The 19926-nt window shown below is 61.2% G+C and carries 19 protein-coding genes; 4 read left to right on the top strand and 15 right to left on the bottom strand.

Annotation, left to right across the window (positions count from 1 at the left end):
* Positions 1-127: 127 nt before the first annotated feature.
* The gene (locus JO965_RS17015) at positions 128-676 is read left to right on the top strand and encodes a cysteine hydrolase family protein (protein WP_371826801.1); all 549 of its coding nucleotides are present in this window, start codon (positions 128-130) and stop codon (positions 674-676) included.
* Positions 677-780: 104 nt separating this feature from the next.
* On the opposite strand, the gene JO965_RS17010 is transcribed toward JO965_RS17015, so the two are convergent.
* The 5 genes from JO965_RS17010 to JO965_RS16990 all read right to left on the bottom strand — a co-directional run bounded on the left by JO965_RS17010 (position 781) and on the right by JO965_RS16990 (position 6104).
* A complete protein-coding gene (locus tag JO965_RS17010; protein WP_203440114.1) occupies positions 781-1917 on the bottom strand; it encodes a DJ-1/PfpI family protein in 1137 nt (378 codons plus the stop codon).
* A 120-nt stretch (positions 1918-2037) separates the two neighbouring features.
* A complete protein-coding gene (locus tag JO965_RS17005; RefSeq protein WP_246776597.1) occupies positions 2038-3777 on the bottom strand; it encodes an iron ABC transporter permease in 1740 nt (579 codons plus the stop codon).
* Between the two features lie 81 nt (positions 3778-3858).
* Positions 3859-4896 (bottom strand): Fe(3+) ABC transporter substrate-binding protein, encoded by a 1038-nt coding sequence (locus tag JO965_RS17000; RefSeq protein ID WP_203440112.1) that lies wholly within the window; start codon positions 4894-4896, stop codon positions 3859-3861.
* Between the two features lie 151 nt (positions 4897-5047).
* Positions 5048-5710 (bottom strand): Crp/Fnr family transcriptional regulator, encoded by a 663-nt coding sequence (locus JO965_RS16995; protein ID WP_203440110.1) that lies wholly within the window; start codon positions 5708-5710, stop codon positions 5048-5050.
* A 166-nt stretch (positions 5711-5876) separates the two neighbouring features.
* Positions 5877-6104 carry a hypothetical protein gene (locus JO965_RS16990; RefSeq protein WP_203440108.1) on the bottom strand — a complete coding sequence of 76 codons (228 nt, stop codon included), beginning with the start codon at positions 6102-6104 and terminating at the stop codon, positions 5877-5879.
* Between the two features lie 345 nt (positions 6105-6449).
* Here JO965_RS16990 and JO965_RS16985 point away from each other — a divergent pair, with 345 nt between their 5' ends.
* From JO965_RS16985 to JO965_RS16975, 3 genes are all read left to right on the top strand, one after another.
* Positions 6450-7070, top strand: coding sequence for a pentapeptide repeat-containing protein (locus tag JO965_RS16985; RefSeq protein WP_203440106.1), 621 nt, complete (start codon positions 6450-6452; stop codon positions 7068-7070).
* A gap of 216 nt (positions 7071-7286) precedes the next feature.
* Positions 7287-7736, top strand: a complete 450-nt coding sequence (locus tag JO965_RS16980) for a sigma factor-like helix-turn-helix DNA-binding protein (RefSeq protein ID WP_203440104.1) — start codon at positions 7287-7289, stop codon at positions 7734-7736.
* A gap of 320 nt (positions 7737-8056) precedes the next feature.
* Complete coding sequence (locus JO965_RS16975; protein WP_203440102.1) at positions 8057-8830, top strand: outer membrane protein; 774 nt, start codon at positions 8057-8059, stop codon at positions 8828-8830.
* A gap of 573 nt (positions 8831-9403) precedes the next feature.
* Here the strand turns inward: JO965_RS16975 and JO965_RS16970 are convergent.
* The 10 genes from JO965_RS16970 to JO965_RS16925 all read right to left on the bottom strand — a co-directional run bounded on the left by JO965_RS16970 (position 9404) and on the right by JO965_RS16925 (position 19774).
* Positions 9404-10636 (bottom strand): phenylacetate--CoA ligase family protein, encoded by a 1233-nt coding sequence (locus JO965_RS16970; protein WP_203440100.1) that lies wholly within the window; start codon positions 10634-10636, stop codon positions 9404-9406.
* 104 nt (positions 10637-10740) lie between these two features.
* Positions 10741-11130, bottom strand: coding sequence for a DUF805 domain-containing protein (locus JO965_RS16965; RefSeq protein ID WP_203440098.1), 390 nt, complete (start codon positions 11128-11130; stop codon positions 10741-10743).
* Between the two features lie 104 nt (positions 11131-11234).
* The gene (locus JO965_RS16960; protein WP_203440096.1) at positions 11235-12083 is read right to left on the bottom strand and encodes an ABC transporter ATP-binding protein; all 849 of its coding nucleotides are present in this window, start codon (positions 12081-12083) and stop codon (positions 11235-11237) included.
* Positions 12084-12287: 204 nt separating this feature from the next.
* Complete coding sequence (locus JO965_RS16955) at positions 12288-13610, bottom strand: ABC transporter substrate-binding protein (protein WP_203440094.1); 1323 nt, start codon at positions 13608-13610, stop codon at positions 12288-12290.
* A 75-nt stretch (positions 13611-13685) separates the two neighbouring features.
* Positions 13686-14771, bottom strand: a complete 1086-nt coding sequence (locus JO965_RS16950; RefSeq protein ID WP_203440092.1) for a branched-chain amino acid ABC transporter permease — start codon at positions 14769-14771, stop codon at positions 13686-13688.
* Positions 14772-14784: 13 nt separating this feature from the next.
* Entirely contained in the window at positions 14785-15741 is a 957-nt protein-coding gene (locus tag JO965_RS16945) for a branched-chain amino acid ABC transporter permease (RefSeq protein WP_203440090.1), read from the bottom strand.
* A 13-nt stretch (positions 15742-15754) separates the two neighbouring features.
* Positions 15755-16555, bottom strand: coding sequence for an ABC transporter ATP-binding protein (locus JO965_RS16940; RefSeq protein WP_203440088.1), 801 nt, complete (start codon positions 16553-16555; stop codon positions 15755-15757).
* The gene (locus JO965_RS16935) at positions 16552-18555 is read right to left on the bottom strand and encodes a long-chain fatty acid--CoA ligase (RefSeq protein ID WP_203440086.1); all 2004 of its coding nucleotides are present in this window, start codon (positions 18553-18555) and stop codon (positions 16552-16554) included. The genes JO965_RS16940 and JO965_RS16935 overlap by 4 nt, the downstream gene beginning before the upstream one ends.
* A 228-nt stretch (positions 18556-18783) precedes the next feature.
* On the bottom strand, positions 18784-18987 hold the full coding sequence (locus JO965_RS16930) for a hypothetical protein (RefSeq protein ID WP_203440084.1): 204 nt from the start codon (positions 18985-18987) through the stop codon (positions 18784-18786).
* Between the two features lie 313 nt (positions 18988-19300).
* A complete protein-coding gene (locus JO965_RS16925) occupies positions 19301-19774 on the bottom strand; it encodes a VOC family protein (protein ID WP_203440082.1) in 474 nt (157 codons plus the stop codon).
* Positions 19775-19926: the final 152 nt, after the last annotated feature.

Raw genomic sequence — 19926 nt, 5'->3', positions numbered from 1 at the left:
TGGGCTCCTGCTGATCCGTTTTTCTTTCCACCATGAGTGGCCAAGCGCGGAACTGGGCTCCTGCTGATCCGTTTTTCTTTCCACCATGACGCCATTAAGCCCCGCTACACTTCACCTTTGCATCGATATGCAGCGCCTCTTCTCGGTCGATGGGCCGTGGCCGACCCCGTGGATGGAGCGCGTCCTGCCAACTGTTGCGCAGATTGTCGAGCGGGCTCCCGACCGCACGGTCTTCACCCGCTTCATTCCCCCGTTCCGTCCCGAAGACATGCCGGGGACATGGCGCGGCTATTACGAGCAATGGCGTCAGGTCACCCGCGAGTACTTCGATCCGCGACTATTGGAGCTGATGCCGCCGCTGAAACGGCTTGTTCCACCCGCAGTCGTCCTGGACAAGCCGGTCTATTCCGCCTTCGCCGGCCACAAGCTGCGCGATCTCGTGAGCGAGCGCGGCATCGATACTCTGCTGATCACCGGCTCCGAAACCGATATGTGCGTGCTCGCTACCGTGCTCGGCGCAGTCGATCTAGGATTGCGGGTCGTGATCGTGGCCGACGGCGTCTGCAGTTCATCGGACGAGGGACACGATTCACTTCTGACGCTTTATTCGAGGCGCTACCGCTATCAGGTCGAGACGGTGAGCAGTGAAGTCGTGCTGGACCAATGGCCGTCGTGAAGGATGATTTCTAGAGCATCGGACCCAAAAGTGGAGGGCACTTTTGGGATCGATCCGATGCTCAATCCCTTAAGTGGCGCATCGTTCGATGCGCTAGGCGAGCGTCAGCGTCTGTATTCAAGCTGCATGGCGACGAGATCGGCCGTGGGCATTCCATATCGGGTCGCAATTCCCTGCAGGGCCTGATCCAGTGCCTGGGCCGGCCGCTGGCTTCCGATGGCTGGCAGCAGGTGTTCCGCGGACCAGTTCGTCGCAACCTTGTCGGGAATGATGCGGATGTGGTTCCGGGTCTCGAGCGCATCTGCCGTCCGCGCAAATGTCACCGCGTGTGACCGGTAGGTCCTCGACCAGGCATCCGCCACGAGGGCGAGCGAAACCTCGTCGGCGCCGGCCCGAAGGTCGATGCCGAGCTGCTCGCGGTTCCAGAAGGCGAGCGTATTGGCGAGGGCCGTAAGGGCGAATGGCCGTGTGAATGTGAACGCGTCGCTTTCATGGCGCGCGTCCCAGTGAGGAAGACCGAGATCACGGGCGACAGCCTCGGCCTTGTCCCGGCCCGCGATAGCCTCGATCAGTGTGAGCGACATCGGCATGGAGGCCGTGATTCCCGTCGTCGTCACAACGCCCCGATCGACCACCAGCCGTCGGTCCGCGACATAGCGGATCGCCGGATGCCTCTTGCGCAGCTCATCGAGATAATACCAGTGCGTGGTCGCCAGCTTGCCGTCGAGGAGCCCGGTCTCGCCAACGATCTTGGCGCCTGCGCAAACGCCGATGACGGTTGCGCCCTTGGCGGCCTGGTTTCTGAGCCATTGCAGGACGGTCGGGTCATCGTCCCGGCTCATGGCGGGAACAATGACATAATCGGCGCCATCGGGGTGCCGCGTGTCGAAATCCGCGACCGTCATGTCCGGCACGACCTTGAATGCCGGGTAGAGTGTCACCGGCTCCGGTTTCGTTGCCAGCGCCACCACATCGGCAACATCGGCGCGCCGGAGAATGCCATAGGGCATGAGATAGTCGGTGGTCTCAGTGGCGTCGTTGATGCCGATAATCGCGATAAGGGGGCGCTGGCGCTTCGGCGGCTTCAAGGCCGCGAGCATGGCATCGGCCTCCTCCTTCGCAATCGGTGGCGCGGCGCCGACATCCGGTGCTGGCGGCAGGGAGAGGACCCAAGCCGCGCCGATGGTCGCGAGGAGCGCGGCGACGCCCAGGCTACTCCACAAGACAAGCCGCTTCTTCATGCCACTCACGCTCCGATGAGCCTGTTGTCAGACATCTTAAGTCGCGTTCCTGACCTGGTCCACTCTATCGGGAGGTGATAGCTCCGAAGTCTAGCTTGGTTAGCCTATCGAGGATGTGCCTCAGCTCCGATCGTCCGGGCTCGGAGAACCCGATGCTGAACTGCCTGGGCTCTCCGGCACTCTCGGCCGGGCTTCGGCGCTGCGCACGAGCTGGATCACCGGAAGCAGCCCGACGAGGACGATGACGAGAGCGGCAAGTGATCCATCCTCGAAGCGGCCCCGCGAGGCATAGGTGTAGACAAGCGTCGAGAGCGTCTCCGTGTTGAGAGGCCGCAGCAGCAGGGTCGCCGGAAGTTCCTTGATGCAATCGACGAAGATCAGCAGGGCGGCGCTGGCAAGGGCTGGGCGCATGAGCGGGATCTGGATCGCCCAGACCATTTCCCTTCGCGAGGCGCCGAGAGTGCGGGCCGCATCCTCAAGGCTCGGCGACACCCGGTCCAGCCCGGCTGAAAGCGAGCCGGTCGCAATCGACAGGAAGCGGATGACATAGGCGATGACGATGCCGCCGGCGGCTCCCATGAGAAGGAGGCCGAGGCGCTCTCCGGTAAGGCTGCGCCAGACGGTGCCGATGAGATTGTCGATCCCGACCAGTGGCGTCATCAGTCCCAGCGCCAGAACAGTCCCGGGAAGCGCATACCCTAAGCCTGCGACGAAGAGGGCTCCTCTGGTCAGGGAGTTCTTGGCGAGGCGGGCTGCCGAGACCAGAACGACGGCGAGAAGCAAGACCATGCACGTCGCCACGACCGAGAGGCCGATGGTCGTCATGAAATGGGCGAGGAAATCCGCGTCGAACTGGCCGAAGAGACGGCCGCGAAACGTTTCGCGCAGCAGGAAGGCCGTCGGCAGGATGAAGCCGAGGACAACCGGCATGACGCAGAGGAATGTTGCAATCCAGCCGCGCGGGCCAAAAAGGGGAACGGGATGCACGGTGCGGTGCCGCTTGGGTGAAGCGGCATAGCGCCGGTCACGCCGTCCGTAGCGCTCGATCAGGATCAGCGCGATGACAAAGGCGAGCATGACACAGGCGATCTGAGCTGCGCCCGCAAGACTGCCGCGATTGAGCCAGGTATTGTAGACGGAGACGGTGAGTGTGCGCACCCCGAGATACTCGCTCGCGCCGATGTCGTTCAGCGCTTCGAGCAGCGCGAGCGACACGCCGACGGCGAGAGCCGGGCGGGCGAGGGGAAGCGCGATGATGCGGAAGAGCTTGATGCGGCTGGCGCCGAGCGTGCGCGCCACTTCCAGCATGCTGGCGCTCTGCGTCAGGAACATCGCGCGCGCCGCGATATAAATATAGGGATAGAGCACCGCCGACATCACGAGGATGCAGCCGGGGAGCGAGCGAATCTCAGGAAACCAATACTCGCTACGCGACTTCCAGCCCATCATGTCGCGCAAGGCCATCTGCACGAGGCCGGCGGAGTCAAAGATTTCGACGTAGATATAGGCCGTGATGTAGGTCGGCACCGCGAGCGGCAGCGGCAGCAGCCATACCAGAATGCTGCGGCCTGGAAAGCGATGCGCGGTGACGAGCCAGGCCGTCGTGATGCCCATGGAGCCTGCGACGATTCCGATCCCGGTCAGCAGGGCCAGCGTGTCGATGGTGCTCGCCGGCAGCACGTTGGCGATGAGGTGCGGCCAGATCTCCGCATCGCCTTCGGCGGCGATCCCGATCAGCGCGGCAAGCGGCAGAAGAACGATCAGGCCGATCGCAGCCACAGCGGCCGAAAGCCACCAGGGAAGGCGCTGTGCCTTTCGTCGGAACGAGAGGCGGAATGCGGACTTCGTTTGTGCGATCACGGTCAAATGGAAACGGCGCCACCGTCGCTGGCGGCGCCTCTCTGAAATAGGAGAGGGCGGCTGGAGCAGCCGCCCTTTGTCTTATTGGTCAAAGCCAACCTTGTCGACCAACTCGCTGGCCTTCTTACGCAGCTTCGCGATTTCGGCGATCTGGATATTGTCGGCCTTGAGCTCGCCGAAGGAAGCGATGGTCGGGTGGATCTTGATGCCGGCCTTGATTGGATATTCGGAATTGGCTTCGGCGTGGATCTGCTGAGAGGCGTCCGAGACCATGTATTCCATGAACTTCACAGCGTTGGCCTTGTTCGGAGCGTTCTTCGCCAGGGCCAGACCGGAGACGTTCACGTGCGTGCCGCCGCCCTCGAAGGTCGGCAGGATCACGTTGATGGCCTCGCCCCACTTCTTCTGCTCGGCGTCGTTGCCATTGAGCATGAGGGAGACGTAGTAGGTGTTGCCAACGGCGATATCGCAGACGCCGGCCAGGATGTCCTTGGCCTGCTCGCGGTCACCGCCCGAGGGCTTCTTGGCGAGATTGGCCTTCACGCCCTTCAGCCATTCCTCGGCCTTCGCCTCGCCCTTGTGGGCGATCATCGCGGCGATCAGGCTGATGTTGTAGAGGTGCTGGCCCGAACGGATGCACACCTTGCCCTTCCACTTGGGATCGGCGAGTTCCTCATAGGTGATCTTGTCCTGCTTCACACGCTCCTTGGAGGCATAGACGACGCGGCCGCGCAGGGCGATGCCGAACCAATGGCCTTCCGGATCGCGATAGACGGCCGGGATGACCTTCTCGAGCGCCTCGGACTTCACCGGCTGCGTCACGCCGTAATCCTTCGCGGCTGCCAGACGGCCGATGTCGACGGTGATGATCAGATCCGCTGGGCTGTTCTGGCCCTCGGTGCGGATGCGCTCTTCGAGACCGTTGGCGATGAAGATCGTGTTGACCTTGATGCCGGTCTCCTTGGTGAATTCGTCGAGGACAGGCTTGATCAGGCCGGGCTCGCGGGTCGTGTAGATGTTCAGCACTTCCTCGGCAGAAGCCGAGAGGCTCGATCCTGCCAGGGCACCAAGAGCGGCTGCACCGGCAATGAGACCGCGTCCAAACGAAAGTTTCACCATTATGAAATCCTCCAGCAAACCGTGGCAGGCGGGCGATGTGCCCTGTCACCTTGGTGCTGGAGGAACCATGATCGGCATGCCGCGTCAATTAAAAATCGAGTGATTTCAATACCTTATAAGATTTCTAAACTGGGCTTTTCTTATAAGTATTCTAAGCTGAGGCCGCCTTCTGAACCGACGCGACCTCGGGGAGGACGGCACGAAGACGGGCGATCTCCTCCTCCATTTTCTCCATGTTGGAGAAGAGCCGTTCGCTGGTGAGGCGCAGGAAGTAGAAGCCGAATTCTGGGTTCTGGAAATAGAGCTGGCGCACCTCGTCATAGGAGATGCTGAGCACCTCGCCCGCCTCCAGGCATTCGAGCGTCTGGGTGCGCGTATTGCTCGGCGACATGAAGCCCATCTCGCCGACGACCTGACCCTGAAGGAGATCGATGCCGATCTCCTTCAGGCGGTAGCGCCCGGAAATCGTAAAGAACATGCAATCGGCGACATCGCCCTTGGCGAACAGAACTTCTCCCGCCTTCGTCTTGCGGCGCGTCATGAAGGGCTTGAGCCACTCCATGGACAGATCGCTCTTGGAGGCGTGTTTTACGCGCTTGATCAGGCCCAGCATCTGATACAACCGCACGCCATTGAGCGGTAAAAGGATCAGGTTAACGACGAGGCTCGGATAATTGCCCGTAAAGGAGGAGAAGATCAGGGAGCAGATATTGGCTCCGATCCCGATGCAACGCAGCGGGATGATGGTCTTCATCGCGCTGCCCGTGATGGCAAGCGCTGCCCCGAGCCAGCCGATTGCCTCAAACCAAGTCATGAATCGTCATCCCGCAAGCTTATTGGTCGTTACGGCATATAGCACCAGGGTAGGAATCTGCGCCAGCTACGCATTGGCGCAGGATGAAATGCTCTTTGGGAGATGTTGCGCCTCAAGCAAAAGCATCGGCAGATCCGGTCCGATCGATGCAGGCATTCCGAGGCGATCAGGGACGGGGCGCAGGGGTTTGTCCGGGCACGCTCAGGCCGCGGCGCTGGGATGTGGCACCGGTCCGTGGCGTGGCGGCAGGGCGCCTCGCGCTCTCACTGGAGACGGACGGCGGGGGAGGAACGGGCTCGCGCGGCAGGACCCCCACTGGGGTCGTGGAGGCGACGCAGCCGCCCAAGGCGAACCCGGCAAGCACGATAACGGGAAACGTTACGGAAAGGCGCATGGTTTTACTCCACAAGGATCGCTGCAGAAGCTAGACCATAAGAAGTGGAAGTCGAGTCTTGTATCGATGCTTCCGTCTTCAACCAAGACATCGTTCAGTGTGCAAAACGAAGCCACTTTTCGGCGGCTCACGCCAGGAAAGTTGCCCCGGAAGGGCTCCCCTGGCGGGGTGCGATGCCTAATTATTGAAAGAGAAACCTGAGAGGACATTATGGAGGATCGTTTTCGCGTGAGGATTGCGGTAGTCTTGTTCGCTGTTGTCGTCTGTTCCGGGCCGGCTTTGTCCAAGTGCCAGGATGGCCCGGGTCCCGGAGTCGACTGGTCCGGATGCTCCAAGGCGCGCCTCATGCTGACCAACGAGGATCTGACAGGCACGGTCTTCCAGCGTTCTCTTCTGACCTTGAGCGATTTTGCGTCCTCGAAGATGGCCGGCGCCAATTTGAGTGAAACGGAGATCAGCCGCACCCGCTTCGAGGGGGCCGACCTGACCAGGGCGGATTTCACCAAGGCGCTCGGCTGGCGCGCCAATTTCGGACAAGCCAATCTGACTGGTGCCGTCTTCAGTGCTGCGGATATGAACCGCTCGAACTTTGCCCAGGTCAAAGCCGCGGGAGCGAATTTCAGCAAGGCCGAACTGAATCGCTCCGACTTCAGCGGCGCTGATCTCACCGGCGCCAACATGTCGAAGGCTGAACTCGCGCGGGTTCTCTTTCAAAGTGCGAGAATGACCGGTGTCGACTTCAGTTACTCCAACCTCTCTCGGGCTCGTCTGGATGGCCAGGACCTGCAAGGTGTGAACCTCACGGGCTCGTATCTGTATCTGACGCAACTCGGCGGTGCGAATTTGAGCGGGGTCACGGGGCTCACTCAAGCGCAAGTCGACATCGCCTGTGGGACGGCTCAGACGAGGCTCCCAGCCGGTCTCAATCCACCGAAGGCCTGGCCCTGCAAGGATGAGGAGGAGTGATTCCGCCTAGCGCATCGTGCGGAAAAGCGGATCCGGTTTTCCGTCCGAACGATGCGCTCTTTAAAGAGTGAAGCATCGGACCCAAAAGTGGATCCACTTTTGGGTCCGATGCTTCAGGTTTCAGTGAAACCAAGCTGCAGCGTGGCCGTTGAATTTGTTGAAGGCGTAGCATCGAGAGGTCTCTCATTTCCGTTTCTTCGAAGGAGTGCGTTCGATTTGACCACGCTCAAGGAATTCGAGGATGCCCTGCGAGAGCAGGGAATGCACATGGCGCTCGCCATCCTGCAGAAGCTTCGCGATCGGGATCGCACCAAGCGGTCAGTGGCGCCCGCCCGCCGCATCGCCGGCCGCAAAATGACACCTGAACTCGCCCGGCGGATCCTGGAGCTTCATGGAACGACGGAGATGACGCAGCAGGAAATTGCCTTCCAGCTTGGTGTCAATCAGGGACGGGTCAACGAGGTCATCAAGCGCGGCAAATGGCTGGACGACAATCCGGCCTCGACGGAAGCGATTGCTCGTGACAAGGCCAAGGCGCGGATGCGCGGCGATGACAGTCGAAAGCGGCCTGAACAGCGCGCCATGAAAACTGTCTCTTCATCTCAGAAAAAGAGCTCGATGCTGAAGTCGAGCAATCAGGCGCAATTGCTGCTGGGCGATCTGTAGCAGCGACCCACAGGCCTTCATTTTCCAGAAAAAACCCCGCCCAAAGGGCAGGGTTGAGTGATCTCCTCGCCTTCGGTTGTCAAGCCGAAAACGCGATTATTAGGGCATGTCTTCAAAGTAATGTCAAATGACTTTCAAGATCTTGTTAAGAGACTTATTTTCTGCATTATTGGACAAAATTCTTTATATCAAAAGTAGTACTACTTTTGCACCCATTGAATACTGATCCAACATGTAGGTGTTGCACCTTTGCCATAGCATTCCTGAACGGAAGAGGCGTAAGTTTTCACCGTGAGTCCTCACACTAAGGGGTTACGGTTATGAGAAAGTGCGTACTTAGCCTCCTTGCAGGGGTTGCAAGCGTGACGCTTGCTGCAACCGCTGCCTCTGCGGCGGATCTCCCGAGTCAGGCGCCGCCGCCGGCACCGATCGTGGCGCCGATCTTCACCTGGACCGGCTTTTATGCCGGTGTGAACGCCGGCTGGGGCTGGCGCGACAGCAACCGCGAGACCGTCGTGCTCGGCGGCGATGTGCCGGGCACCCTGTTCTTCCCGGACAATGGCGACGGCGGCTTCACCGGCGGTGCCCAGATCGGCTACAACTACCAGATCGGCTCCTTCGTGATCGGTCTCGAGACCGACATCCAATGGGCCGACACCGATCAGGACGAGACCGTGGCCTTCATCCCGGCCGGCCTGCCCGGCACCTTCGTGCCCGGCGAGTTCCGCTCCAACCTGTCGGACTGGTTCGGCACGGTGCGGGCCCGCGCCGGTGTCGCGATCGACCGCGTGCTGATCTACGCCACCGGCGGTCTGGCCTATTCCGATGACACCACCGGCTGGGTGGCCGGCGGCGGTGTCGAGTGGGCGCTGCCGGTGAACTGGTTCGGCTCCTCGGCGGTGACCTTCGGGCTCGAGGGCCTGTGGCTCAGCTTCGATGAGGACGACGACGATTTCGGCACCGGCTTTGTCGGCACCTTCACGCCGGCCGGCGGCGGCGCCCCGGTCGACATCTTTGCCCCCGCCGTCGGCAACGACGACAACGACTTCTTCGTCGCGCGGGCCAAGCTGAACTTCAAGTTCGGCACCTACTGAGCCGGCCTCCCCAACCACCGACAAGGCCCGGAGCTTGCTCCGGGCCTTTTTGTTTGCCTGGGTCAAAGGGAAAGGGAATTTGGCTGTCCGCGATAGTCCGTGCGGTTCTTAGGAGACCACCGGGCTGCGTTCTAAGCGGCGCCCGCTTTGGATCCGATGTCCATCGTCTCTCACCTCAATAGCCGAGCTTGAGAAAAGAGATGGCCGCGACCCGTCCTTGAAGGATCTATGGTCGCGGCCCCGGCCCGTGTTTGCCCCCACGGGAAGCTCAGCCCTAGACTCTGAAAACGTGACCTCAATGAGGCGTGGGCTTGGCTATAGAAATTTTTCGAAAAACTTTGGAACCAACTCTACGAACCAGCGTTTATTGGCATCTCCGGTCTTTTTTGCCCCTACGGCCGGACACCTTAAGAGCACCCCATGGGTGCTCTTTCTTTTTGAAGTTTCAAGATTCCCGCCTCGAATCGCCGATAAACTTGAGCTTATGGAGGGTGAGTCTGGCGTTCAAGGCTAAAAGCTTCGATTGTCTTGCAGTGTCGCAAAGCTAAATTGCCAGAATGAAAGAATAGAGGGTCAGTCGTACTTGCGCTCGTCTGCAATTACCTTGCCGTCGTTTGGAAGGCTTCCTGGGGCGGTAAATTTTACCAGCCCTTTGAGCTTTGCGATGCTTTGAAGCGTTGCGTCCACAGCCGCGGAGAGAGCATCGCTCGGCTCGACCGTTTCCGCCGCGAGGGTCATGACATCCGTCTCCCCTTCGCGCGTAACGATGAGGCGCAGACGGCCGAGCTCAGGATGCCGCCGACCGATCTCTGCCACCTGTTCGGGACGGATGAACATGCCCTTAACCTTGGTGGCCTGATCGGCGCGACCCATCCACCCCTTGATACGCATGTTGGTGCGCCCGCAGGGGCTGACCCCGCTCATGGCTGCGGTCAGGTCTCCGAGAGCGAGGCGGATGAACGGCCGGTGCGGATCGAGCGTCGTCACGACGATCTCACCCACATCGCCCTCTGGTACCGGATCGCCCGTTCCAGGGCGCACGATCTCGACGATGATGTCTTCGTTGACCACAAGCCCTTCGCGGACAGAGGTTTCATGCGCGATGAAGCCGAGATCCGCTGTGGCATAGGCCTGATAGGCCTCAATGCCTCTGGCAGAGAACTCCTCCTGCAGGGATTTTGGAAACGCGGCCCCGGAGACGAGCGCACGCTTGATGGACGAAATATCGCGTCCGGACGATGCCGCGCCGTCGAGCAGGATCTTCAGGAAATCCGGCGTGCCGCAATAGGCGACAGGACGATAGGCCTCGATCAGCTCGAATTGCTGTTCGGTATTGCCGGGTCCCGCCGGGATGACGGCGCAGCCGAGCGCGCGCGCACCGGAATCCATGATGAAGCCGCCAGGCGTCAGGTGATAGCTGAAGGTGTTGAGAACCACGTCGCCGCGTCGGAACCCGGCGGCGAAGAGGCCTCGTGCCGAACGCCATGGGTCGGATGTGGTTGCCTCCGGCTCGAAGATCGGACCGGGTGATGTGAAGAGGCGGCCGAACGAGCCTGGCGCCTCGGAGACGAAGCCGCCGAAGGGCAGGGCTGCTTTCTGTAGTGCCGGCAGTTCGGCCTTGCGCAGTACCGGCAAGGCAGCGAGTGCCTCGCGGCTTCGGATGTTGTCGAGGTCGATGCCATTGAAGCGCTCCGCATAGGCGGGAGCCCTGGCGGCCTGCTTCAGGATTTCCGGCAGTCGTGCGAAGAGCGCGGCATCGCGTTCGGCAGGGGAGCGGGTTTCACGATCGTCATAGTGATCTGCCAAGAGCCTGCTCCGAAAAAAATTTCTATCTTGAGCATGCCGTCAGGTCGAAGATCGCGCCTGACGGCATGCGAGAGATGGTGTGCACTTGCCTCGCGGCAAGAGATTTAGGTGCCGGCCATATGTGCGCCCGAAATGGAGGCCTGCAGAGGATCGGGCCCGAACTGGTTGGGACCGACCGTTCCGCGCTGGCAGAAGAATACGATCAGAACGATGGCGCCGACCACCGGAATAAGGCCGAGCAGCAGCCACCAGCCCGACTTGTCCGTATCATGCAGGCGCCGCACGCCTGCAGCAATGCTCGGGAGGAGAAGAGCCAACGTGGCGATGAGGTAGAGGACGGACATGTCGCCGAATATTGCGGTGTCCAGAATACTCGCCACGATGTCGACGATGATGATGAACAGAAAGAAATACCAATACTCCGAGCGCTGTGCGCGTCCGGAAAAGGTCGCGTATTTGTTGAGACAGGTCTTGATCGCTTGTCCGAAGTCCATGGAATGCCCCCAGAAGAAATTAGGTGAGTCGTTGATCGCTCACAGGTTTCGACCGTAGGAATAGTTATCACGTAACGTCAAGTGCGGTTCGACACATCGCTTCTTCACGCGAGCCAGCGCTTGCGGCGCTTGTAGCTCTTCACGGCGCGGAAAGATTTGCGGTCTCCTTCCGAAACGCCGAGATAGAACTCCTTCACATCCTCGTTCTCGCGCAGCATCTGCGCGGGCCCGTCCATCACCACGCGGCCGGTTTCGAGGATATAGCCGTAGGTGGCGTATTTCAGTGCCATGTTGGTGTTCTGCTCGGCGAGCAGGAAGGATACGCCCTCCGTCGCATTGAGCTTGCGCACGATCTCGAAGATTTCCTCCACGATCTGCGGCGCGAGGCCCATGGAGGGTTCGTCGAGCAGGATCATGGAGGGACGCGACATCATCGCCCGGCCGATGGCGCACATCTGCTGCTCGCCGCCGGAGGTATATCCCGCCATGGAAGAGCGTCGCTGCTTCAGACGCGGGAAATACTCGTAGATCGCTTCGAGATCGCGGCGGATTGCGGCGTTGCCGTCCTTGCGCGTGAAGGCGCCGGTCAGCAGGTTTTCCTCAATGGTGAGGTGTCCAAAGCAGTGACGGCCTTCGAGAACCTGGATGCAGCCGCGCCGCACCAGTTCGTTCGGCGAAAGACGGTCGACACGCTCGCCCTTGAACTCGATCGAGCCCTTGGTCACTTCGCCGCGCTCGGCGCGGAGCAGGTTGGAGATGGCCTTGAGCGTCGTCGTCTTGCCGGCGCCGTTCGCGCCGAGCAGCGCCACGATGCCGCCTTTAGGCACATTGAGCGAGACGCCTTTCAGCACAAGGATCACGTGGTCGTAGACGACCTCGATGTTGTTGACGTTGAGGACAATATCCGCCGGTTGCGGTTGGTCCTGCAGGTGCGTCTGAGCAGCGCTCGTCATCGATGGCTCTCTCCCTTTCCCTCTCCCTTGTGGGGAGGGATTAAGAGTGGGGGTGCTGGCGCCAGACCTTCATAGGTTATCGCTCACACCCCCACCTCCAACTCCTCCCCACCGCAAGTCGGGTGTTCCCGACTTGCGGCAGACCCAAGACAAGTCTCGGGCAAGCCCGAGGCTTGCGGGGGAGGAGGGCTGGTTGCGCTCAGATCAGCTCGCCTTATCGCAAGCCTCAGTCCGCTTGGGCCAGCCGGCGTTCTTCTCGGCATAGTCCTTCGCGGCGGCATCGAGCTGGCCTTTCACGCGGTCGGTCATCGGCTCGATGGGGTTGGAGATCTTCACCCATTTCGTGCCGTCCCATTCCTGCATGAAGGCGGCGCGGTGGCCGTTATGGTCGTTGCAGGAGAGAACGAGCTGGTCGGTGAAGCCCTCGAGCCCGAGCTCCTTCAACCGGGCCGGATCGAGCTTGATGTTCTCCATGCCGCGGCGCACGTCCTCGCCGGTCACGGCCTTCTTGCCCGTGAGCTTCTGCGCCTGTGCGATGCCCTCGGCGATCAGCAGCGAATTATAGATGCCGCGGTTGTAGAGAAGCTCGCCGACCTTGTCCTTCGGAGCCTTCGACAGACCCTTGTCGACCACGTGCTTCTGGATGTCCTGGATCGCGGGGAAGTTCGCACCCACCGCATGCCAGTTGAGCATCTTGAAGCCCTTGGCGCCCGCACCGCCAGCGCGGGCATCGTCCTCACCCGGCCACCAGACCGAGTAGAACTTGTCCATCGGATAGCCGGAGCGGACGGCCTCCTTGACCGCCGCGCCGTTCATGGAGCCCCAACCCCACATGATCATGTAGTCGGGACGATCGCGGCGAGCGCTGAGCCATTGCGAGGACTGGTTCTGCATGTCCTGCGCGGCGACGGGATAGAGCGCAACCTCGAAGCCCAGTTCCTTCGCTGTTTCCTGGAGCAGCGGGATCGGCTCCTTGCCGAAGCTGGCATCGAGATGCAGGAAGCCGATCTTCTTGCCTTTCAGCTTGTCGAGGCCGCCTTCCTTCTCGCCGATGTACTTGATGATCATCGACATGCCGTCCCAATAGGTCGCCGGCGGGTTGTAGACCCAGGGGAAGATATCGCCGCGGGCGGAGGCCGAGAGGCCGTAAGCCATGGAGAGGATCGGGATCTTGTCCACGGAGGCTCGCGGGATCAGCGGCAGGGTGATACCGGTCGACCACGGATTGACGATGACAGGGTTCTTGCCCTTCACCGCTTCATAGCATTCGACGCCCTTCTTGGTATCGTAGCCGGTCTCGCATTCCTCGAGCACGAGCTTCACGCCGCCGATACCGCCATCGCGCTCATTGAGCATGCGCAGGTAGTCGTGCATGCCGTCGGCGATGGGCGTGCCGGAGCCGGCAAAGGGACCGGTGCGGTAGGTGAAGAGAGGCACATAGACCGAATCCTGCGCGAAGGCAGGCAGGGCAATGCCGGCGAGCATCGTCGCGGCGGCTAATCCAAGACCAAATTTGCGAAACGACATGGTTGCGTTTCCTCCCGTTGTATCGGCTGAAGGCCGAATTCTTGTTTCATGTCTCGTCTCCTTCTCGGACCGCTGTCAGTAGGGGAACGGCCAGACCAGGAGCTTCTGTTTGCCGATCTGCCAAAGCCGCGCGAGGCCGTGCGGTTCGACGATCAGGAAGAAGATGATGAGCGCGCCCACGATCATGAAACGCAGGTGCTCGATGACATCGGCGCCGATCGAGATGCCGAAGGGCGCCAGGATTGCCGGCAGAACGATGCCGAGGATGATCGGCAGAATGAAGATCAGCGCCGCACCGAAGAACGAGCCGATGAGGCTGCCGAGCCCTCCGATGATCACCATGAAGAGGATGAAGAAGGACTGGTTGATGTTGAACACGTCGTATTCCGCACCGCCGTACCAAAGGAAGACGAGCAGGGCGCCGGCCACGCCGCAGTAATAGGACGAGACGGCGAAGGCGAGCAGCTTCGTTTGGAGCGGTCTGATGCCCATGAGTTCGGCCGCGAGATCCATGTCGCGGATCGCGATCCACATGCGTCCGATGCGGCCATGGACGAGATTCGAGGCGAGCCAGGTGAGCAGGATGACGATGGTGAGCACGACGAGATAGCGCGTCTGCGGCGTGGCGGTGGCGCCGATGATCGGAATGCCAAACAGGGTGCGCAGCGGTGCGTCGAGCGCGCCCGAGACATTGTAGTTCACGAGCCACGGGATGCGGATGAAGCACCACTGCAGGAAGAACTGCGCGGCGAGCGTCGCGACGGCCAAGTAGAAGCCCTTGATGCGCAAGGAGGGCAGGCCGAACAGGGCGCCGATGCCGGCGGAGAAGAAGCCGGACACGAAGATCCAGACGATCACGTTCACGCCGGGAAAGGCCGTCATCAGTTTGTAGCAGGCATAAGCTCCCACGCCCATGAAGGCGCCGGTGCCGAGCGACAGGAGGCCCGTATAGCCGGTGAGGATGTTGAGCCCGATGGCCGCGAGCGAGAACACCAGGAACGGGATCATCACCGCCTGGAGCAGGAAGCTGTTGCCGACGAATGCCAGCGCATAGGCGGCCACGATGATGAGGGTGAGCCCAATCCGATCCTCGCGCAGAGGAAAGATCGCGCTGTCCGCAACATAATTGGTCTTGAACTGGCCGGCTTCGCGGTAGAGCACTGAAGACGTCTCCCTAAATCCGTTCGATGATCTTTTCGCCGAACAGACCCTGCGGCCTGTAGAGCAGGAAGAGCAGGGCGATGACATAGGCGAGCCAAGTCTCGACGCCTCCACCGACCAGCGGCCCCCAATAGAACTCGCCAAGCTTCTCGCCAACGCCGATGATCAATCCGCCGATAATGGCACCCGGAATGGAGGTGAAGCCGCCGAGGATAAGGACCGGCAGGGCCTTGAGCGCGATGATCTGGAGCGAGAACGACACGCCCGAGCGCGCACCCCACATGATGCCCGCAACCAGCGCCACGATGCCGGCGGCAAACCACACGATGACCCAGATCTGATTGAGCGAGATGCCGACGGAGAGCGCTGCCTTGTGGCTGTCGGCCACGGCCCGCAGCGCACGGCCGATGCGCGTCTTGGAGAAGAATACCGCGAGCAGGCCGATCATGATCGAGGCGATGACAGCGGCGGCGATGTCGAGATGCTGGAAGCGCACCATCCCTCCCAACATGTCCACCTCTGTCGTGCCCTGCGGCAGGAAGAGCTGACTCGTGATCATCTCGCGCGGGCTGCCGCCGAAGATGAGCTCGCCGAAGCCGATGAGAAAGTAAGTGAGTCCGAAGGTCGCCATGAAGAGGATGATGTCGGGCTGGTTGACGAGCGGGCGCAGCACCACCCGCTCCACCACCACGGCGAGCACGAGCATGGCGAGAACCGCCAAAATCAGTGCCAGGAAGGCCGGCACGCCTTTCTCATAGAGGCCCACCAGGATCAGGGCCGCGAACACGACCATGATCCCTTGCGCGAAATTGAACACGCCGGACGCCTTGAAGATGAGCACGAAGCCAAGCGCGATCAGCGCATAGAGAACGCCGGATACGAGACCTTCCCAGAGGGTCTGAATCAGGAGATCCGGGGCCTCGCCCATGAAGACGAAGGGTTCGATGAAGACCTTGTAGAGCATGTCCATCGTCAACAACCCTTCAATGCGCCACGCCGAGATAGGCGTCGATGACGCGCTGATCGCTCTTGACCTCGGTCGGCGTGCCGTCGGCAATCTTGCGCCCGTATTCCAGCACCACGACCCGGTCGGAGAGATCCATCACCACGCCCATGTCGTGCTCGATCAGCGCGATGGTGGTGCCGTATTGCTGGTTCACCTCCAGGATGAAGCGCGACATGTCTTCCTTCTCTTCGAGATTCATGCCGGCCATGGGTTCGTCGAGCAGGAGAAGCTCCGGTTCCATGGCGAGCGCCCGCCCGAGCTCGACGCGCTTCTGGAGACCGTATGGCAGCCGTCCTACGGGGGTCTTGCGAATGTGTTGGATCTCGAGGAAGTCGATGACCTCTTCCACGAAGCGGCGATGCTCGACCTCCTCCTTCATGGCAGGGCCATGACGGAAGAGCTGCCAGAAGAAGTTCGAGTGCATCTTGATCGAACGGCCGGCCATGATGTTGTCCAGCGTCGACATGCTCTTGAACAGGGCGACGTTCTGGAACGTGCGGGCAATGCCACCACGCGCCGCCTCATAGGGGCGCATCTTCGGGCGCTTGATGCCCTTGAAGGTGATGCGGCCTTCGGTTGGATAATAGAAGCCGTTGATGCAGTTGAGCATCGAGGTCTTGCCGGCACCGTTCGGTCCGATAATGGCGCGGATCTCGCTCTTGCGGATATCGAAGGACACGTCGGTGAGCGCCTTCACGCCGCCGAAGCCCAGCGACACGTTCTCGACGGCAAGCAGCACATCGCCCTTGCTGAGGACGGGATGGTCGGGCGCTCTCATTCCGCTGCCTCCAGCACCGATCCCGGCTCCCGTGATGGATGAACCTTCATGTCTCTGATCTTGACCCGTGCGGAGATCACGCCCTTACGCCCGTCCTCGAAGGTGACTTCGGTCGAGATGTCGGCCTCCGACGAGCCGTCGTAGAGCGCGTTGATGAGTGGGGCGTAACGCTCGGCGATGAAGCCGCGACGCACCTTCTGCGTGCGCGTGAGTTCGCCGTCGTCCGCATCGAGCTCCTTGTGCAGGATGAGAAAACGCTTGATCTGCGCGCCGCCCATGCGCGGCTCGGCGGACAGCGAGCGGTTCACCTCGTCCACGTGCTTCTCGATCATGTCATAGACCAGCGGATGGCCGGCGAGTTCCTGATAGGAGGCATATGTCACGCCATTGCGCTCGGCCCAGTTGCTCACGGCTACGAGGTCGATATTGACGAAAGCGGCGACATGGTCGCGACCGTCGCCGAAGCAGACCGCTTCCTTGATGTTGGGATAGAACTTCAGTTTGTTCTCGACATATTTCGGCGGGAAGAGCGCGCCGTCGCGCATCTTGCCCACATCCTTGGCGCGGTCGATGATCTTCAGATGGCCGTTCTGGTCGAAGAAGCCGGCGTCGCCCGAATGCACGAAACCGTCCGGTGTCTTGGTCTCCGCTGTCTTCTCGTCGTCCTTGTAATAGCCTACGAACACGCCGGGCGAGCGGTAAAGAACCTCACCATTGTCGGCGATGCGGATCTCCACCTGTGGGGCAGGACGGCCCACCGTGTCGGCGCGGATTTCGCCGTTCGGCTGCATGGTGATGTAGACGGAGGCCTCCGTCTGTCCGTAGAGCTGTTTCAGGTTCACGCCGATGGAGCGGTAGAAGCGGAAGATCTCCGGCCCGATGGCCTCGCCCGCCGTGTAGCCGACCTTCACTCTTGTCATGCCGAAGCGGTTGCGCAGCGGCGCATAGACGAGCACGTTGCCAATGTTCCAGAGCAGGCGGTCCCAGGCTCCCACACCCGGTTCCTTGTTCAGGATCTTCTCGCCGACCTTGTTGGCGTGGTTGATGAAGTAGTGGAACATGCGCCGCTTGAGCGCGCCCGCATCCTCGATGCGCACCATGGTAAGCGTGAGCATGCTCTCGAAAACGCGTGGCGGAGCGAAGACGTAAGTTGCACCGACCTCGCGGCGGTCCTCCGCGATGGTTTCCGGGCTCTCGGGGCAATTGACGCAGAGCCCAGACAGGATCGCCTGCGCATAGGAGAAGATGTGGTCGCCGACCCAGGCGATGGGCAGATAGGCGATGATCTCGTCCGTCTCGTCGAGCTTGTCGAAGTCGCAGCCGATTTCGGCCGCTGCGATGACGGCATCGGAGGTCAGCATCACGCCCTTGGGCCGCCCGGTCGTGCCGGAGGTATAGAGAATGATCGCGAGATCGGAGCCTTGCCCTACCTGCAGCGCCTGCTCGATTCCAGCGGCCTCAGCAGCATCGGCAAGGCGCGTGCGGCCTTCCTCTACAATGGATTCGATGGAATGAAGCCGGCTATGATCGTAGTCCCGCAGGCCTTTCTGCTCGTCGTAGAGCACATGCTGCAATTGCGGCAGCTGTTCCGAGACGGAGAGAATCTTGTCGACCTGCTCCTGGTCCTGCACGGCCGCGTGGGTCACCTCGGCATGGCTCAGCACATAGGCCATCTCGTCGGCGACCGAATCCGCATAGACCGGGATCGGGATCGCGCCGAGCCATTGGGCGGCGCAGATGGTCCAATAGAGATAGGGCCGGTTGTATCCGATGATGGCAATCTTGCCGCCGCGCTTCAGGCCGAGGGATTGCAGACCGCTGGCATAGGCGCGAACGATGTCGTGCACCTCGTCCCAGGTCCAGGATTGCCAGATCCCGAGATCCTTGTGCCGAAACGCGGTGCGTTTCGGGCGTAGGCGCGCATTGCGCGCCAACAATTTCGGGAATGTATCCGCGCGCGCATCCGCAGCCGTCGTCAACGACGTCAACCTCCCTGGCATCCGCGCGTCAAACGCGTGGTATGGCTTCGCTTCCTCTGATGCATGGAAGGCTCTCCATGCGCCTGCCGATCTGTGCCGGCTTGCCCGTTCGGGCGTTGTTGGAGGGTATTCTGTCGTGCCCGTCAGGGTACGGCAAGGTGCCTGCCACCGCTACCATGGGCTAATAGGCAGATGGGCGCCGTCGGTGCAGGCGAGGCTATGCCGTTCGAGCCCGGAACGGCGAGACCGTTATGGCACGGCGGTCAGCGCCGCGGGTTCGATCTCGTCGGGTTTGACGAGATGTTCGATCCCGACCGTATTCTTGATGCGGTAAAGCGGGGTGTCGTCCTCGTCCGGCACGAGGCAGACGATGCAATAGGTGCGATGGTCCGCATAACCCGAAGACGTTTTGGCAATCCGGACAAGCTGTCCGAGATGGAATGCCTCTTTCATCAGCGCCTCCAATGCCCTGGGATGCGATGAACAGGAGCTTGGGCGATCCGAGGCGCGGGTCAGGGACCCGTCCGCCGATCCGTCAAGCTTGATTGTCCTCCCCGACCCCTTTCAGGCTTCGATACGGATCAAGAAGGATGGCTGGGGCGAAACGATGGCGATTTGCCGTTTCGGGCCCATGCCGCGTCACGATGTCGTCTCCCCGATCCGGAAGCGCTTCAAGGAAATCGCGAGCAGGCTGGCCCGCATTAACATGGGATAAGCGCTCGAAGACAATGCCCCGAGCCGGAGAGCCCCGGTCAGCTTTGGGGTATCAACCGCGCCGTGCCGCCTCGATCGCGGCGACGTCGATCTTCCTCATGTCCATCATCGCTTCGAACGCGCGTTTGGCTTCAGCGCCGCCCGCCGCCATCGCCTCCATCAGGACGCGCGGCGTGATCTGCCAGGACACGCCCCACCTGTCCTTGCACCAGCCGCAAGCGCTCTCCTGGCCGCCGTTGCCGACGATGGCATTCCAGTAACGGTCGGTCTCGTCCTGATCGTCGGTGGCGATTTGGAACGAGAAGGCTTCGTTATGTTTGAACGTGGAACCTCCGTTGAGGCCGATACAGGGAACACCCGCAACCGTGAACTCGACCATCAATACGTCGCCCTCTTTGCCGGCCGGGTAGTCACTGGGTGCACGGTACACGGCACCCACTGCGCTATCAGGAAAGGTCTCGGCATAGAAGCGGGCCGCAGCCTCGGCATCCTTATCGTACCAGAGGCAGATCGTATTCTTTGCCATTGCGTGTTCCCTTCGCTTTGATGCCGCTATTCCGGCCTTTTTTCCCACCGCTCTTGCGAAATAGGGAGTGAATCGCATTTCTCCACCCCGGATGGGCCAGTTCGGACGGGCCATCGTCGCATGCGGCAGGGGCGAACAGCGGGGCCAGGGGC

It is taken from the genome of Microvirga sp. VF16, from assembly GCF_016864375.1.
GTDB lineage: Bacteria > Pseudomonadota > Alphaproteobacteria > Rhizobiales > Beijerinckiaceae > Microvirga.
Note: the sequence above shows the minus strand (reverse complement) of the source record. Positions and strands in the feature narration are given on the sequence as shown.

Bases quoted from the DNA above. Each gene is read 5' to 3' on its own strand.
- JO965_RS17015 (WP_371826801.1), top strand. From the start codon at position 128: ATGCAGCGCCTCTTCTCGGTCGATGGGCCGTGGCCGACCCCGTGGATG.
- JO965_RS17010 (WP_203440114.1), bottom strand. From the start codon at position 1,917: ATGAAGAAGCGGCTTGTCTTGTGGAGTAGCCTGGGCGTCGCCGCGCTC.
- JO965_RS17000 (WP_203440112.1), bottom strand. From the start codon at position 4,896: ATGGTGAAACTTTCGTTTGGACGCGGTCTCATTGCCGGTGCAGCCGCT.
- JO965_RS16995 (WP_203440110.1), bottom strand. From the start codon at position 5,710: ATGACTTGGTTTGAGGCAATCGGCTGGCTCGGGGCAGCGCTTGCCATC.
- JO965_RS16990 (WP_203440108.1), bottom strand. From the start codon at position 6,104: ATGCGCCTTTCCGTAACGTTTCCCGTTATCGTGCTTGCCGGGTTCGCC.
- JO965_RS16985 (WP_203440106.1), top strand. From the start codon at position 6,450: ATGCTGACCAACGAGGATCTGACAGGCACGGTCTTCCAGCGTTCTCTT.
- JO965_RS16975 (WP_203440102.1), top strand. From the start codon at position 8,057: ATGAGAAAGTGCGTACTTAGCCTCCTTGCAGGGGTTGCAAGCGTGACG.
- JO965_RS16965 (WP_203440098.1), bottom strand. From the start codon at position 11,130: ATGGACTTCGGACAAGCGATCAAGACCTGTCTCAACAAATACGCGACC.
- JO965_RS16960 (WP_203440096.1), bottom strand. From the start codon at position 12,083: ATGACGAGCGCTGCTCAGACGCACCTGCAGGACCAACCGCAACCGGCG.
- JO965_RS16955 (WP_203440094.1), bottom strand. From the start codon at position 13,610: ATGTCGTTTCGCAAATTTGGTCTTGGATTAGCCGCCGCGACGATGCTC.
- JO965_RS16945 (WP_203440090.1), bottom strand. From the start codon at position 15,741: ATGGACATGCTCTACAAGGTCTTCATCGAACCCTTCGTCTTCATGGGC.
- JO965_RS16940 (WP_203440088.1), bottom strand. From the start codon at position 16,555: ATGAGAGCGCCCGACCATCCCGTCCTCAGCAAGGGCGATGTGCTGCTT.
- JO965_RS16935 (WP_203440086.1), bottom strand. From the start codon at position 18,555: ATGCCAGGGAGGTTGACGTCGTTGACGACGGCTGCGGATGCGCGCGCG.
- JO965_RS16930 (WP_203440084.1), bottom strand. From the start codon at position 18,987: ATGAAAGAGGCATTCCATCTCGGACAGCTTGTCCGGATTGCCAAAACG.
- JO965_RS16925 (WP_203440082.1), bottom strand. From the start codon at position 19,774: ATGGCAAAGAATACGATCTGCCTCTGGTACGATAAGGATGCCGAGGCT.